This is a genomic window from Yersinia sp. 2545 StPb PI, assembly GCF_052217125.1.
Taxonomy (GTDB): domain Bacteria; phylum Pseudomonadota; class Gammaproteobacteria; order Enterobacterales; family Enterobacteriaceae; genus Yersinia; species Yersinia enterocolitica_E.
This window is the reverse complement of record NZ_JAZGPY010000001.1, coordinates 2,126,132-2,140,942: the sequence shown is the minus strand read 5'-3', so window position 1 is coordinate 2,140,942 and position 14,811 is coordinate 2,126,132. Positions and strand designations below refer to the sequence as shown.

Genomic DNA, 14,811 nt, shown 5'->3' with positions numbered 1-14,811 from the left:
CATTTTCTGGTAAAATTCTTTCAATACGTTAATTTATTTATATATCAATAAAATAGACAATAAAAAGGCCAGAATGCTGTGTCACACACTGGCTTGTTTCTATACATCTCTATCACTCAGCAAGGCTTTCTTACAACAGAATCACCCTTGAGCCATCAATCCCAACAATTTAAGAACAAAATACCCCACCACAGCAATCACTAACGGCAAGATATATAAGGTAAAGAACTGCAAGAAGATGGTGTGATGCGGTAAAACCACCTTCTCTTCTAGCTGTTCACGGCTGCGCCCTTCGCTACCTTTGGCTTGTTCCAAAATCAATTGATCTTCAATACCCTCACGAATGTGCCGCACCTGCCGCGACATACGAGCACCAGATGCCTGTAGTGACAAACCGACAAAAATCAGCATATAGATGATAAAGAACATAATATTCGCGGCGGTTAAGCCCTGCTGAAGATCAGGTACTGGCGAGTTGAACCAGAAAACATCCAGAAAAGTGGTATTGAAGCGAATCATATCGGTCATTACATGGATAAAATCCAACATGACCGCATTAATCCCGCTGCTTTTTTGACTATATTGATAGGCAAAATTGATAATTGAGATCAATGTTGACAGCAGTGCTGGAATAAAAACGAGCCACCCTGCAATCCGTTTGATAACAGCGACGCGCCCAGCCTGTTGATAGGTCATGACTTCTCCTTGTAAATACCACAACTTATGTAGCTCTAGTTTACCCGCTACATTCGCTCTTTGTGCAAAATTTTTGCTATAACTCTCACCCTTAACACAAATTCAAGCCTAGCTCATTCGGCGCTTTATCATTAAGTTAATGATAAAGTATTCAGCCCGTAGCTAAAAAAACCACAGGAGTGATGATAAATGGCAACCCCTCACCCGATTAAAGCGGCAATTTTCGATATGGATGGCTTGCTGATAGATTCGGAACCATTATGGCTACAGGCCGAACTCGATATTTTCACCAATCTTGGGCTGGATACATCCTCACGGGATTCATTACCCGATACCTTGGGTTTACGTATCGATTTAGTGGTAAAGCTTTGGTTCCAAGCCATGCCATGGCAGGGTCCTAGTCAGGCGGAAGTGTGCAAACGGATTATTGTTCGGGCGATAGAACTGGTAGAAGAGACCCGCCCGGTGCTGCCAGGCGTTGAGTACGCACTGGACCTTTGCCGCCAACAAGGGCTGAAAATCGGCCTGGCATCAGCATCCCCTCTCCATATGCAAGAGCGTGTGCTGGACATGTTAGGTGTTAGAAATCAGTTCGACTGTCTGGTTTCAGCCGAATACCTGCCCTACAGTAAACCGCACCCTGAGGTGTATCTGAATGCTGCGGCTGATCTCGGTATCGACCCGCTACAATGCGTCACGCTGGAAGATTCGGTAAACGGTATGATTGCGACTAAAGCAGCACGAATGCGCTCTATCGTGATCCCATCGCCTGAATACCGCGCAGACCCACGCTGGGTATTGGCTGATCTTAAGTTGGAATCATTAGAGCAATTGAATAAAAAAGATATAACGTAATATTACCGTATTGATGATAGAGGGCGGTGGAGCCAATGACTCAACCGCCCAAATACCCTTTAGAGGAAATCATCTCGCTTAGGGTTAAAGGTGTCGATTAAAATACTGTTATCTTCCAGTGATACCGCGCCGTGCATCTCATTTTTCACGGCACGATACGCATCACCCGCTTTCAATATGCGTTTCTGCCCTTCAATTTCCACTTCAAAGCTGCCTGCGGCAACATAAGCAATCTGGTCATGAATGTCATGTTTGTGTGCAGTACCAATGGCACCTTTGTCAAAGTGAACGCAGACCATCATCAGATCATCGCTCCAAGTCATTACTTTGCGTTTAATGCCATTTCCTAACCTTCCCATGGCGTTTCATCATTAATAAAGAACATCTTCATTGTCTCACCTCATTATGCAGAATAAGTTTCTGATGTAGCGTAGTCACAGTTTCACGCTGAATTCTGCCCATTCTACGGGCAAAATTGGCAGATAAGCCATAAATAATCCAAAAATCATGACATCCCTCAAAAAATAATAAAACATCATTTCATTTTTATTGAATTAACTTCCCGCAAACACTATCATCATCAGCATTACAAGAAACACTCGGTCAGACATCAGACCAGTACAGGTTGTCAGCAACAATTGTCGACATCATGCGCTTGTTTGAGCCGGTCTTGCTTTCTGAGTTGGGTTTTACCCACCAAGATACTGTTCTGTAAAAGAGGTACTGACATGCAAGTTCGCCAAAGCATCCATAGCGACCACGCGAAACAGCTTGATACTGCCGGTTTGCGCCGTGAATTTTTGATCGAAAATATATTCACCGCAGATGAGTACACCCTGACCTATAGCCACATTGACCGCATCATCGTCGGGGGTATTTTGCCCGTCAGTAAAGCAGTCAGCATTGGTGATGATGTAGGTAAACAACTGGGTGTCAGTTACTTTCTGGAACGCCGCGAATTGGGCGTTATCAACATCGGTGGCTCAGGACTTATCGTTGTTGATGGTCAGCGTTATGAAATTAACAATGAAGAAGCATTGTATGTGGGTAAAGGTGCGAAAGAGGTGCAGTTCAGCAGTATCGACAGCACAAAACCTGCCAAGTTTTACTACAACAGCGCGCCAGCACACACCACTTACCCGAACAAAAAAATCACGTTGGCAGAGGCCGCACCGCAAACATTGGGTGATGATGCCACCAGCAACCGTCGCACTATCAATAAATACATCGTGCCTGATGTGTTGCCAACCTGCCAACTGACCATGGGTTTAACCAAACTGGCTCCCGGCAATCTGTGGAATACCATGCCTTGTCATACCCATGAACGTCGTATGGAAGTCTATTTCTACTTTGATATGGACGAAGAAACAGCGGTGTTCCACATGATGGGCCAGGCACAGGAAACACGTCATTTGTTAGTCCACAACGAACAAGCTGTGATTTCACCAAGTTGGTCTATTCATTCTGGCGTGGGCACTAAGCGTTATACCTTCATCTGGGGCATGGTCGGTGAAAACCAAGTCTTCAGTGATATGGACCACATCGCTGTTAGCGAATTGCGTTAAGCGTCACCAACCGAATCCGTCCTTTGGGCGGTTTTCTCCCCAATATTGAAATCGCGGCAATCTTTGACCGCCTTGAGAGAGATGTTAGCTATGATTTTAGATTCCTTTGAATTGAAAGGTAAAGTTGCACTGGTTACTGGCTGTGATACAGGTTTGGGCCAAGGCATGGCGATCGGTTTAGCCGAAGCCGGTTGTGATATCGTGGGTATCAACATTGTTGAGCCACGTGAAACTATTGATAAAGTGACTGCACTAGGCCGCCGTTTCCTTAGTCTGACGGCTGACCTGAGCAAAATTGAGCACATTCCTGCCCTGTTAGAACAAGCTGTCGCTGAATTTGGTCAAATCGATATTCTGGTCAATAACGCCGGTATCATTCGCCGTGAAGATGCGATCAACTTCAGCGAGAAGGACTGGGACGATGTCATGAACGTTAACATCAAAACCGTGTTCTTTATGTCTCAAGCGGTTGCTAAACAGTTCATCAAACAAGGCCATGGCGGCAAGATTATCAACGTGGCATCAATGCTGTCTTATCAAGGTGGTATCCGTGTGCCATCTTACACCGCATCGAAAAGCGCAGTCATGGGTGTGACTCGTCTGTTAGCTAACGAGTGGGCTAAACATGGCATCAACGTGAACGCAGTGGCACCGGGTTACATGGCAACCAACAATACCCAACAGTTGCGTAAAGATGAAGAACGCAGCAAAGAGATCCTTGACCGTATCCCTGCTGGTCGTTGGGGCTTGCCTGATGATCTGAAAGGTCCAGTGGTCTTCCTGGCATCTAAAGCATCTGATTATATCAGCGGTTACACCATCGCGGTTGATGGCGGTTGGTTGGCTCGCTAAGCCGATAATCATGACTAATTTGAGTTAAGGTCTATCTGGCGGAGTTATTCGCAATATTTTGACTCAAAAACGCCTCAAGGCACAACTTCTGTTGTGCCTTTTTTATTACTTATTTATCAAATAGTTAACAAATAAATCTACCGGTAAATTTCTGCCAAAAGCGCAAAAATAAAAAATTCAAAACAACGTTCCGACTCCGATCACACTTTTGTCATTCGCTCAATGACTCGTCAGTAAATACAAATATAATAGATTGTGAAACGACGTTTCTATTTATAAGGAACCTTAAACCGGTTCTATCCTGATGTTCGATGATGGGGTTATGGCAATGGATTTTATAGGCAACATTAAAGGCAGCGACGCAATGATGATTAACTGGCTCAGCGCTATTCGCAGCTATGTTGATCTGGTCCAGTCTATTGGCCATAGCAACCAAAACCCTACCCCCCTGCTAGCTGATGGCTTTGATGTGCTGACACATCAACCGGTCGTATGGGAATTTCCTGATGACCACAATACACCAATATCTAATTTTGCCAGTCAGCAAAACTGGTTGCGGACATTGGATGCCCTCAGTCTGGTGACTCAGGATCCGCAATATCACCAACAAGCACGAGTGCAAAGCAGCTATTTTATGCACCTTGGCGTTCATGAGCAAAGCGGGTTGTTTTACTGGGGCGGCCATCGTTTCCTCAATCTGGATACATTAACGACCGAAGGGCCAGAATCAAAAGCGCAAGTACATGAACTGAAACATCATCTGCCCTATTACGATTTTCTGGTCACTGTTGACCGGGAAAAAACACTTAATTTTTTACAGGGTTTTTGGCACGCCCATGTAGAGGATTGGCAAACGCTGGATCTGGGCCGCCACGGTAGCTACGACAAGTTACGCGACCCACATGTGTTTACCCATGCTCGCCGCGATGTGGTTAATCCTACTGACTTACCGCGCCTTCCTGAAACCAAAGGCCTGACCTTTGTGAATGCGGGTACTGACCTGATTTATGCCGCATATAAATATGCTGAATATACCGGTGATATCGCTGCTGCTGCCTGGGGGAAACATCTCTATCGTCAATATGTATTAGCCCGTAACCCAGAAACCGGTTTACCGGTTTATCAGTTCAGTTCGCCACAACAGCGTCGCCCTATCCCGGCGGACGATAATCAGACCCAATCTTGGTATGGCGATCGTGCCAAACGTCAGTTTGGTCCAGAATTTGGTGACATTGCTCGCGAAGCTAATGTGCTGTTTCGCGATATGCGCCCGCTACTGATTGATAACCCATTGGCGATGTTAGATATTCTGCGCCAACAACCCGACGAACAAGTCTTGCAATGGGTTATTGATGGCTTAAAGAACTACTATCGTTTCGCTTATAACGTTGAGAGTAATACATTGCGCCCGTTATGGAACGATGGACAAGACATGAGCGGCTATGTATTGCAGCGGGATGGTTACTATGGCGCCAAAGGTACGGTTATTTCGCCATTCCCATTAGATGTTGATTATTTGCTGCCATTAGTTCGCGCCTGGCGCTTGAGTGAAGATGAAGAGCTGCTGGATCTGATTGGTGTGTTACTGCACCGCTGGCAGTTTGCTGAATTGAACAAACAAAAACGCCGAGCATCATTGATGGTGGGTAAAAAACCTGCTGCCACTGCACACCTATTGTTGGCCTTAGTTGAACTGGCAGAACACTGCCAATGTAGCCGATTATTTGAATTAGCCTGGCAAGTTGGCGATGAACTATTTAAACAACATTACCATCGCGGCCTGTTTGTTGAATCGGCTCAACACCGTTATTTCCGTATCGACAATCCAATTGCATTAGCAATATTGGCCTTAATTGCAGCAAAACAAAATAAGTCTGCTGCTATGCCTCAATTTATTACCAATGGTGGTTACATTCATGGAGATTATCGGGTGAACGGGGAAAACCGTACTCTGTATGATATTGATTTTATTTATCCGACGCTTTTGAATCAGTAATTTTATTTATCTTTCATGTTATTAAAAATAGGTAAGCATTATGAATGAAAACAGAATGCTGGGGTTAGCCTATTTATCGCCTTATATACTCGGGTTGATAATATTTACGGCTTTCCCCTTTGTATCATCCTTCTTTCTCAGTTTTACTGAGTATGACTTAATGAACCCTCCCGTATTTAACGGGATCGAGAATTATCGTCATATGATTCTTGAAGATGATTTATTCTGGAAATCCATGGGCGTTACATTCGCTTATGTTTTTCTGACTATTCCTTTAAAACTGGCATTTGCTCTAGGGATCGCTTTTGTACTGAACTTTAAATTACGCGGTATTGGCCTGTTCCGTACTGCTTTCTATATTCCATCAATCCTCGGCAGCAGCGTTGCAATTGCCGTGTTATGGCGTGCCCTGTTTGCCATTGATGGCCTGTTAAACAGCTTTATTGGCGTGTTCGGGTTTGATGCCATCAACTGGTTGGGAGAACCAGCGCTGGCGCTGACATCCGTGACATTACTGCGTGTCTGGCAGTTCGGTTCCGCCATGGTTATCTTCTTGGCTGCATTGCAGAACGTACCGCAGTCACAATATGAAGCAGCCATGATTGATGGTGCCTCTAAATGGCAAATGTTTATGAAAGTTACCGTGCCACTGATCACGCCGGTTATTTTCTTTAACTTTATTATGCAAACCACGCAGGCGTTCCAAGAGTTTACCGCGCCGTACGTTATTACCGACGGTGGACCAACTCACTATACGTATTTATTCTCGCTCTATATCTATGATACCGCGTTTAAATACTTTGATATGGGATACGGTGCTGCACTGGCCTGGGTATTATTCCTGGTAGTCGCCCTCTTCGCCTCAATTGCATTTAAATCATCTAAATATTGGGTCTTCTACTCCGCCGATAAAGGAGGAAAAAATGACTGACGTACAACAAACTTCCAACCAGAAGAAATTAGATCTGGCGCAGGAAATTGCTAATGCGGAAATTAGCCGCACAGAACGCAAAGCAAAAGTCAGTGCTGCTTTCCGCTACATCATTTTGATTATTGTCGGTCTGATGATGCTTTATCCGCTGCTGTGGATGTTCTCTGCGGCGTTTAAACCCAATAATGAAATTTTCACCACATTAGGATTATGGCCAGAAAACGCAACCAGTGATGGTTTCGTTAATGGTTGGAAAACCGGTACTGAATATAACTTCGGTCACTACATGCTTAACACCTTTAAGTTTGTAATCCCGAAAGTCATTCTGACTATTATCTCTTCCACTATCGTGGCATATGGTTTCGCACGCTTTGAGATCCCATGGAAGAAATTCTGGTTTGCAACATTGATTACCACCATGTTGCTGCCAAGTACTGTGTTATTGATTCCGCAATACATCATGTTCCGTGAAATGGGCATGCTGAATAGCTACTTACCACTTTATTTGCCGACGGCCTTCGCCACCCAAGGGTTCTTCGTCTTCATGCTGATTCAGTTCCTGCGTGGTGTACCACGTGATATGGAAGAAGCGGCACAGATCGACGGTTGTAACTCGCTACAGGTGTTGTGGTATGTGGTTGTGCCAATCTTGAAGCCGGCCATTATCTCTGTCGCACTGTTCCAGTTTATGTGGTCAATGAACGACTTTATCGGCCCACTGATTTATGTCTACAGCGTAGATAAGTACCCGATAGCGCTGGCTCTGAAGATGTCAATTGACGTCACCGAAGGCGCACCGTGGAACGAAATTCTGGCAATGGCAAGCATCTCCATTCTGCCGTCCATCATTGTTTTCTTCCTGGCTCAACGCTACTTCGTGCAAGGCGTAACCAGCAGCGGAATTAAAGGTTAATAGAGGATTTATCATGGCTGAAGTCATTTTCAATAAATTAGGCAAAGTTTACTCCAACGGTTTCCGCGCGGTTCATGGCATTGATCTGAAAATCCATGATGGCGAGTTTATGGTTATTGTTGGTCCATCAGGCTGTGCTAAATCCACCACTCTGCGCATGCTGGCAGGTCTGGAAACCATCAGTGATGGCGAAGTTCGAATTGGTGATCGGGTGGTCAATAATCTGGCACCTAAATCACGTGGTATTGCCATGGTGTTCCAGAACTATGCGTTATATCCGCACATGACAGTGAAAGAGAATCTGGCCTTTGGCCTGAAACTGAGCAAGCTGCCAAAAGATCAGATTGAAGCGCAAGTCGCAGAAGCGGCCAAAATCCTGGAGCTGGAAGACCTGCTGGACAGACTGCCGCGCCAGTTGTCAGGTGGCCAGGCACAACGTGTGGCAGTAGGCCGGGCGATTGTGAAAAAACCTGATGTTTTCTTGTTTGATGAACCGTTGTCGAACCTCGATGCCAAGTTGCGTGCCTCAATGCGTATCCGCATCTCAGATTTGCATAAGCAATTGAAAAAAAGCGGCAAAGCAGCAACAACTGTTTATGTTACCCATGACCAGACCGAAGCCATGACCATGGGTGACAGAATCTGTGTAATGAAACTGGGCCACATCATGCAAGTTGATACCCCGGATAATCTCTACCACTTCCCTACCAACATGTTTGTTGCAGGTTTTATTGGCGCACCGGAAATGAACATCAAACCGAGTACGCTGGTAGAAAAAGAGGGGCAGATTGGCCTGACAGTTGGCCAATACACTCTGGTATTGAGTGAAAAACAGCAAGCCAAAGTGGCCGCCCATGCCGGAGAAAAAGTGTTCTTTGGTGTACGTCCAGAATTTATTCGCATGTCACAACAACCCTTTGCCAATAACCATTCGCAAGGTGAATTAGTTCGTGTGGAAAACATGGGGCATGAATTCTTCTTATACATCAAGGTTGACGACTTTGAATTGACTTGTCGCTTACCGTCTGATGAAGCACGGCCAATTATTGAAAGTGGCCTGCATCGCACCGTGTACTTCCAATTTGATATGGATAAATGCCATATCTTTGATGCAAAAACAGAAAAAAATATCTCTCTTTAACAGGAGCAGTACCCAATGAAAAAAGCGATCCTACACACGCTGATAGCATCCACTCTGGCTTTATTATCACATCAGGCTTTTGCACAGGATGACGTTAACCTACGCATGTCATGGTGGGGGGGCAATGGGCGTCATCAAATGACACTTAAGGCTCTGGAAGAGTTCCACAAGCAGCACCCCAATATTAATGTTAAAGCAGAATACACTGGCTGGGACGGTCATCTTTCTCGTCTGACGACGCAAATTGCGGGTGGAACTGAACCTGACGTTATGCAAACAAACTGGAACTGGTTGCCCATCTTCTCCAAAGACGGCACTGGCTTCTATGACTTAAATAAAGTGTCAGAGCAGTTGGATTTGGCTCAATTCGATCCGAAAGAACTGCAACAGACTACCGTTAATGGCAAATTAAACGGTATCCCGATTTCAGTGACAGCGCGTATTTTCTATTTTAATGACGCGACCTGGGCTAAGTCTGGTTTAGAGTATCCTAAAACGTGGGACGAATTACTTAAAGCAGGTTTAGTATTTAAAGAAAAACTGGGTGACCAATATTACCCTGTGGTATTAGAGCACCAGGATACTCTGGCATTAATTCGCTCTTACATGACACAAAAATACAACACCCCGACTATTGATGAAGCTAATAAAAAGTTTGCTTATACACCAGAACAGTGGGTTGAGTTCTTTACTATGTATAAGAAAATGGTTGATAACCATGTAATGCCATCCACTAAATACTATGCATCATTCGGCAAAAGTAATATGTACGAAATGAAGCCGTGGATTAATGGTGAATGGGGTGGTACTTATATGTGGAACTCCACCATTACTAAGTATTCCGATAACCTGACTAAACCAGCAAAATTGATACTTGGCCCTTATCCGATGTTGCCAGAGGCAAAAGATGCAGGTCTGTTCTTTAAACCTGCTCAAATGCTCTCTATTGGTAAATCGACTAAGTATCCTAAAGAAAGTGCCATGCTCATCAACTTCCTGCTTAACAGCAAAGAAGGTGTTGATGCTATGGGCTTAGAGCGTGGTGTACCACTGAGTAAAACTGCGGTAACTCAACTGCGTGCCAGCGGTGTAATTAAAGATGAAGACCCATCTGTTGCTGGTTTAAATATGGCATTAGAACTGCCACATGAAATGAAAACGTCACCATACTTTGATGACCCGCAAATCGTTTCATTGTTCCGAGATGCAATCCAATATATCGATTATGGTCAGAAATCTGTTGAAGAATCTGCGGAATACTTTAATAAACAAGGTGACCGTATCCTGAAACGCGCCATGAGATAATCTGTAAATCTATTTAACTTAAGTGGTTATTAAACCCTGCCATTGATTTGGCGGGGTTGTTTTGTTTTATAAATAAAAAATAATAATAGCCAATTAGATCGCCATCACAAATTAATATCTGATTAAAAAATTAATCTCTAAGAAAGATCTGGATCACACAAATAATTATCCATATAAATAGAATATGAATCCACATAAAGTGAAACATTGTTTCTTTGATTGTGGAATTGTTTTTTAGTCGTATGTTGATTTTTATAAACTTGTTAATGATTGTTGTTTTAAATAACCATAACCCTGGGATTATATAAAAAATGAAATTTAAATTACTTACTTTGGCAGTGGCATCTGTTATCAGTTTTAGTTCTGTTGCAACAACAATTGACTATCGGCATGAAATGAAAGATACCAGTAAATCTGATCATAAAGACCGTTTACTGATCTCCAACCGTTTTGCCAATGGTTTTGGTTTATCTTTAGAAGGGAAATGGGGCCAGCACAGCTCTGATACTACGCCTAATAAACCATTTAATGAGCAAGTCAGTAATGGTACCGAAGTGGTTGCCAGCTACGTCTATCAATTCAACAAAACATTCCAGATTGAGCCTGGTTTCTCATTAGAGTCATCATCTGACTCGAACAACTATCGCCCTTACCTGCGCGGTAAAGTGTCCTTTACTGATGATTTCTCTACCTCACTGCGTTATCGCCCATATTACAAGCGTAACCAGCCAGCTCAGACCAAAGCAACAGAGAAAGGCCATGAGTTCACCATGCTGTTTGCTTATAGTTTCTTGAAAGACTATTCAGCAGAATACGAATTAAACTACAAGAAATCTGAAGATGAAATTCTGGCAAATAAAGAAAAAGAAGAATGGAGTCATGATCTGAAAATTGCTTACAAATGGGATAAAAACTGGAAGCCATATGTTGCTATCGGCAACGTAGCAGGTAGCAAAACGACTGACGAGCGTCAAACTCGCTACCGTGTCGGTGTGCAGTACAGCTTCTAATTATTATGTTGTTATGAGTACCCTCATCATTATTTGTTAAATTATGCCCATACCCGTATTACTTTGGGGAAAAGTCGACTCCCGGTCACTTTTCCCCTTTTTTTATCAATGTAACTTCATTTCAGCCCAAGACCTGATATTTCCCCCCTGAATACTCACGTTAAACTCCCTGCTCTCAGCCAGAGAAAAATGAGACATTTAGTTACAGCGTAACGGCTATCCACGCCAAGATAAATCTCATATACTGGATAAATCAACAGCTACAGACTCGGAATTCAAGTATGACAGGGGAAGGACACCTTATTTTTTCTGTCGCCTGCGCTATCTTTGCCAAAAAAGTCGGTCTTACACCGGAACTGGCACAGGGTGACTGGTGGCATATTATCCCTGGCGCCCTGCTAACTTCCCTGCTACCCGATATTGATCACCCAAAGTCAATCCTTGGCCAGCGGTTAAAGTGGCTCTCCACCCCCATTGCTCGTGCATTTGGCCATCGTGGGTTTACCCATAGCCTATTGGCCGTTATTGGTGGTGTGGCACTATTTCAAATGGACATCTCACGCGATTGGATTATTCCCGCAGATGCGTTCCATGCAATGATTATTGGCTATTTCAGTCATTTGCTAGCGGATATGCTCACACCTGCTGGCGTACCGCTGTTATGGCCTTGCCGCTGGCGATTCTGTATCCCGCTATTACGCCCACAAAAAGGCAATCAATTAGAACGCGTATTCTGTGTTCTATTAGTTTGTTTTTCCGTCTATTGGCAAACTGATACCACCATTCCCTTGCTATCCTATATGGAACAATTGAAAAACTTTCGACTGTGATCACATTTTAATGGGTTAATAATCACCAATTTGAATGTATTCCATACAAATCAGGGTAAAAATTTATATAAAATTCCTTTTGGATATAAGTGAGCCTGAAGAGGAACTGCTACCATATGCGGCTAATTGCACCATGACGGTGCTTGGCTCTGTTCTAGATAAAAATAGTAATAGAATATGTGCCAGTATTTAAAATAATAATTTGGAGATATGGGGATGAACCTTCCGCTTGTGATTAACGTGCTGGTATTTGTAGCACTGCTATTACTATTGGCACAAACCCGGCATAAACAATGGAGTCTGGCCAAGAAAGTTTTGGTTGGCTTAGCACTGGGTGTGCTGTTTGGTCTGAGCTTGCAATGGGTATACGGTGCTGATAACCCGGTACTGAAAGAGTCCATCACCTGGTTTAATATTGTCGGAAATGGTTATGTGCAATTATTGCAGATGATTGTTATGCCGCTGGTATTCGCCTCAATCTTGAGTGCTGTCGCTAAACTGCATAATGCCTCTTCGCTAGGTAAAATTAGCGTACTGACAATCGGTACGTTGCTTTTCACCACCTTAATTGCTGCTCTGGTTGGCGTGCTGGTTACCAATCTGTTTGGCTTAACCGCTGAAGGCTTGGTACAAGGTACGCAAGAGACAGCACGTTTGAGTGCCATTGAAAGCAACTACTTAAGCAAAGTGACGGATTTGACAGTGCCGCAGTTGATCCTGTCGTTTATTCCGAAAAACCCGTTTGCCGATTTGACCGGGGCCAGTCCGACCTCAATTATCAGCGTGGTGATTTTCGCGACGTTCCTCGGTATTGCCTCACTGCAATTGCTGAAAGATGATGTCGAGAAAGGACAACGCGTATTAGTTGCTATTGATACGCTGCAAGCTTGGGTGATGAAACTGGTACGTCTGGTGATGAAACTGACCCCCTACGGCGTATTGGCACTAATGACCAAGGTTGTCGCTGGCTCTAATATTCAAGATATTATCAAGCTGGGGAGCTTTGTCGTTGCCTCCTACCTTGGTCTGGCGATTATGTTTGTGGTCCACGCCGTGTTGCTGTCATTCACTGGCATCAATCCGTTGAAGTTCTTCCGCAAAGTCTGGCCGGTGCTGACCTTCGCCTTTACCAGCCGCTCCAGCGCCGCCAGTATTCCGCTGAATGTGGAAGCTCAAACCCGCCGCTTGGGTATCCCGGAGTCCATCGCCAGCTTCTCTGCTTCCTTTGGTGCCACCATTGGGCAAAATGGCTGTGCTGGCCTCTATCCGGCGATGCTGGCCGTAATGGTCGCACCAACGGTGGGAATCAACCCTCTGGACCCAGTATGGATTGCCACACTGGTTGGGATTGTAACCATCAGTTCTGCCGGTGTTGCCGGTGTGGGCGGTGGTGCAACCTTCGCCGCGCTGATTGTTTTGCCGGCATTGGGCTTGCCAGTTACATTGGTTGCTTTATTGATCTCGGTTGAGCCATTGATTGATATGGGCCGGACCGCGCTGAACGTCAGCGGTTCAATGACCGCCGGTACCATTACCAGCCAATTGATGAAACAGACCGATAAAGAGATTCTCAACAGTGACGACGATGGCGATTTAGCGCATCAATAAACAACGCTAATTAGCCACTCTAGATTGTCAGATTGTCATTATTCAGAAAGCCAGTCAGTAAAATGACTGGCTTTCTGCTTTTAAAGTGCTTATTGCCGCTAATTAATTGGCGACGTCAACTACCCTATGGGTGATATTTCTCGACCAACGCCAGAGCAATGGCTTCAGTTTCTATATCAGGTACGCCGCGAATATTCTGCGCCCTGAAATGCATCTGAAAAGCCTTAATAACCTGAATGGTTTCATTATCCAGCACGCCGCTTTGTGGGATTTGATAACCATAACGGGCCAGTGCCTGCTGAATAACAGTAACTGAGCCGATATCATACTTATTTCGACCATCAATATACTTAGCGACTGTTGCGTCATCTGGCCAGGCGCCTATGCCTTGCTGCGCCAAACGCTGCCATGGGAATAGCGGACCGGGATCAGATTTTCGCTGTGGAGCAATATCGCTGTGAGCTACGACATTCATCGGAGCAATATTATAACGCTCGACAATATCTCTGGTAAGGCGCTCAATCAATTCAATCTGAGACTCATTGTAAGGATACCACCTTCTACCCAACATCCTCTCAGTGAAGCCCTTATTGACGATTTCGATACCGATAGAGGTATCATTGAGACTGGTGCGCCCTTCCCAGTAACTCACCCCGGCATGCCAAGCTCTTTGGCTTTCAGGCACCAATTGCAAAACAACCGGTTTGCCCTCAACATTTTGGGGATGTGTTTTTACCAAATAATGGGCACTGACATTACCCTGAGTCAGTATTCGCAGTGATTCAGCATCATCTGTTGCAGTATAATGAAGCACTAAAAAACGCACTCGTTCATTTTGAGCCACTGATGGATGATTAGTATCGATTTTATAATCATCACGGTCGATCAGTTTATGCGGCCGGTCACTGTGAGGGCTACTACAACCCGCCAATAGCAGTAACAAACCCGCGCTTAATAACTTCCTCATCATTTTTCTCCCTATAATATGATTAAGCACGGTTATAGTGACCCAACCGAATTAAATGGACTGTCAACAATACATTTAATTAACAAATCACAAGACCGAATAATACCAAACACAATAAATAGTATTAGATTGATAATTATAC

General features: G+C 44.4%; 13 protein-coding genes and 1 pseudogene. 11 read left to right on the top strand and 3 right to left on the bottom strand.

The window, feature by feature from the left end; genetic code table 11:
- Positions 1 to 141: 141 nt before the first annotated feature.
- Entirely contained in the window at positions 142 to 696 is a 555-nt protein-coding gene (locus V1955_RS09940; protein WP_083158671.1) for a YniB family protein, read from the bottom strand.
- 189 nt (positions 697 to 885) lie between these two features.
- Here V1955_RS09940 and hxpB point away from each other — a divergent pair, with 189 nt between their 5' ends.
- The gene (gene hxpB, locus V1955_RS09935; protein WP_372569243.1) at positions 886 to 1,551 is read left to right on the top strand and encodes a hexitol phosphatase HxpB; all 666 of its coding nucleotides are present in this window, start codon (positions 886 to 888) and stop codon (positions 1,549 to 1,551) included.
- A 59-nt stretch (positions 1,552 to 1,610) separates the two neighbouring features.
- Here hxpB and V1955_RS09930 read toward each other — a convergent pair.
- Positions 1,611 to 1,942: pseudogene (locus tag V1955_RS09930) on the bottom strand (cupin domain-containing protein).
- Positions 1,943 to 2,279: 337 nt separating this feature from the next.
- Between V1955_RS09930 and kduI the strand changes: the two are divergent.
- The 10 genes from kduI (at position 2,280) to V1955_RS09880 (ending at position 13,702) form a co-directional block, all read left to right on the top strand.
- Positions 2,280 to 3,116, top strand: coding sequence for a 5-dehydro-4-deoxy-D-glucuronate isomerase (kduI, locus tag V1955_RS09925; protein ID WP_083158669.1), 837 nt, complete (start codon positions 2,280 to 2,282; stop codon positions 3,114 to 3,116).
- A 90-nt stretch (positions 3,117 to 3,206) separates the two neighbouring features.
- The gene (kduD, locus tag V1955_RS09920; RefSeq protein WP_005182925.1) at positions 3,207 to 3,968 is read left to right on the top strand and encodes a 2-dehydro-3-deoxy-D-gluconate 5-dehydrogenase KduD; all 762 of its coding nucleotides are present in this window, start codon (positions 3,207 to 3,209) and stop codon (positions 3,966 to 3,968) included.
- A 328-nt stretch (positions 3,969 to 4,296) separates the two neighbouring features.
- Positions 4,297 to 5,964 carry a pectate lyase gene (locus V1955_RS09915; RefSeq protein ID WP_442820844.1) on the top strand — a complete coding sequence of 556 codons (1,668 nt, stop codon included), beginning with the start codon at positions 4,297 to 4,299 and terminating at the stop codon, positions 5,962 to 5,964.
- Positions 5,965 to 6,004: 40 nt separating this feature from the next.
- Positions 6,005 to 6,895 carry a carbohydrate ABC transporter permease gene (locus V1955_RS09910; RefSeq protein WP_083158668.1) on the top strand — a complete coding sequence of 297 codons (891 nt, stop codon included), beginning with the start codon at positions 6,005 to 6,007 and terminating at the stop codon, positions 6,893 to 6,895.
- Positions 6,888 to 7,808, top strand: a complete 921-nt coding sequence (locus tag V1955_RS09905) for a carbohydrate ABC transporter permease (protein ID WP_083158667.1) — start codon at positions 6,888 to 6,890, stop codon at positions 7,806 to 7,808. Before V1955_RS09910 ends, V1955_RS09905 begins: the two co-directional genes overlap by 8 nt.
- Before the next feature lie 13 nt (positions 7,809 to 7,821).
- Complete coding sequence (locus V1955_RS09900; protein ID WP_083158666.1) at positions 7,822 to 8,949, top strand: ABC transporter ATP-binding protein; 1,128 nt, start codon at positions 7,822 to 7,824, stop codon at positions 8,947 to 8,949.
- A 15-nt stretch (positions 8,950 to 8,964) separates the two neighbouring features.
- Entirely contained in the window at positions 8,965 to 10,254 is a 1,290-nt protein-coding gene (locus V1955_RS09895) for an ABC transporter substrate-binding protein (RefSeq protein WP_083158665.1), read from the top strand.
- A gap of 311 nt (positions 10,255 to 10,565) precedes the next feature.
- Entirely contained in the window at positions 10,566 to 11,264 is a 699-nt protein-coding gene (locus tag V1955_RS09890; RefSeq protein ID WP_083158664.1) for an oligogalacturonate-specific porin KdgM family protein, read from the top strand.
- 281 nt (positions 11,265 to 11,545) lie between these two features.
- The gene (locus tag V1955_RS09885; RefSeq protein ID WP_005182936.1) at positions 11,546 to 12,094 is read left to right on the top strand and encodes a metal-dependent hydrolase; all 549 of its coding nucleotides are present in this window, start codon (positions 11,546 to 11,548) and stop codon (positions 12,092 to 12,094) included.
- 216 nt (positions 12,095 to 12,310) lie between these two features.
- On the top strand, positions 12,311 to 13,702 hold the full coding sequence (locus V1955_RS09880) for an L-cystine transporter (protein WP_372569244.1): 1,392 nt from the start codon (positions 12,311 to 12,313) through the stop codon (positions 13,700 to 13,702).
- A gap of 124 nt (positions 13,703 to 13,826) precedes the next feature.
- Here the strand turns inward: V1955_RS09880 and V1955_RS09875 are convergent, their stop codons facing one another.
- Positions 13,827 to 14,669, bottom strand: a complete 843-nt coding sequence (locus V1955_RS09875) for an N-acetylmuramoyl-L-alanine amidase (RefSeq protein WP_083158662.1) — start codon at positions 14,667 to 14,669, stop codon at positions 13,827 to 13,829.
- Between the last annotated feature and the right edge of the window lie 142 nt (positions 14,670 to 14,811).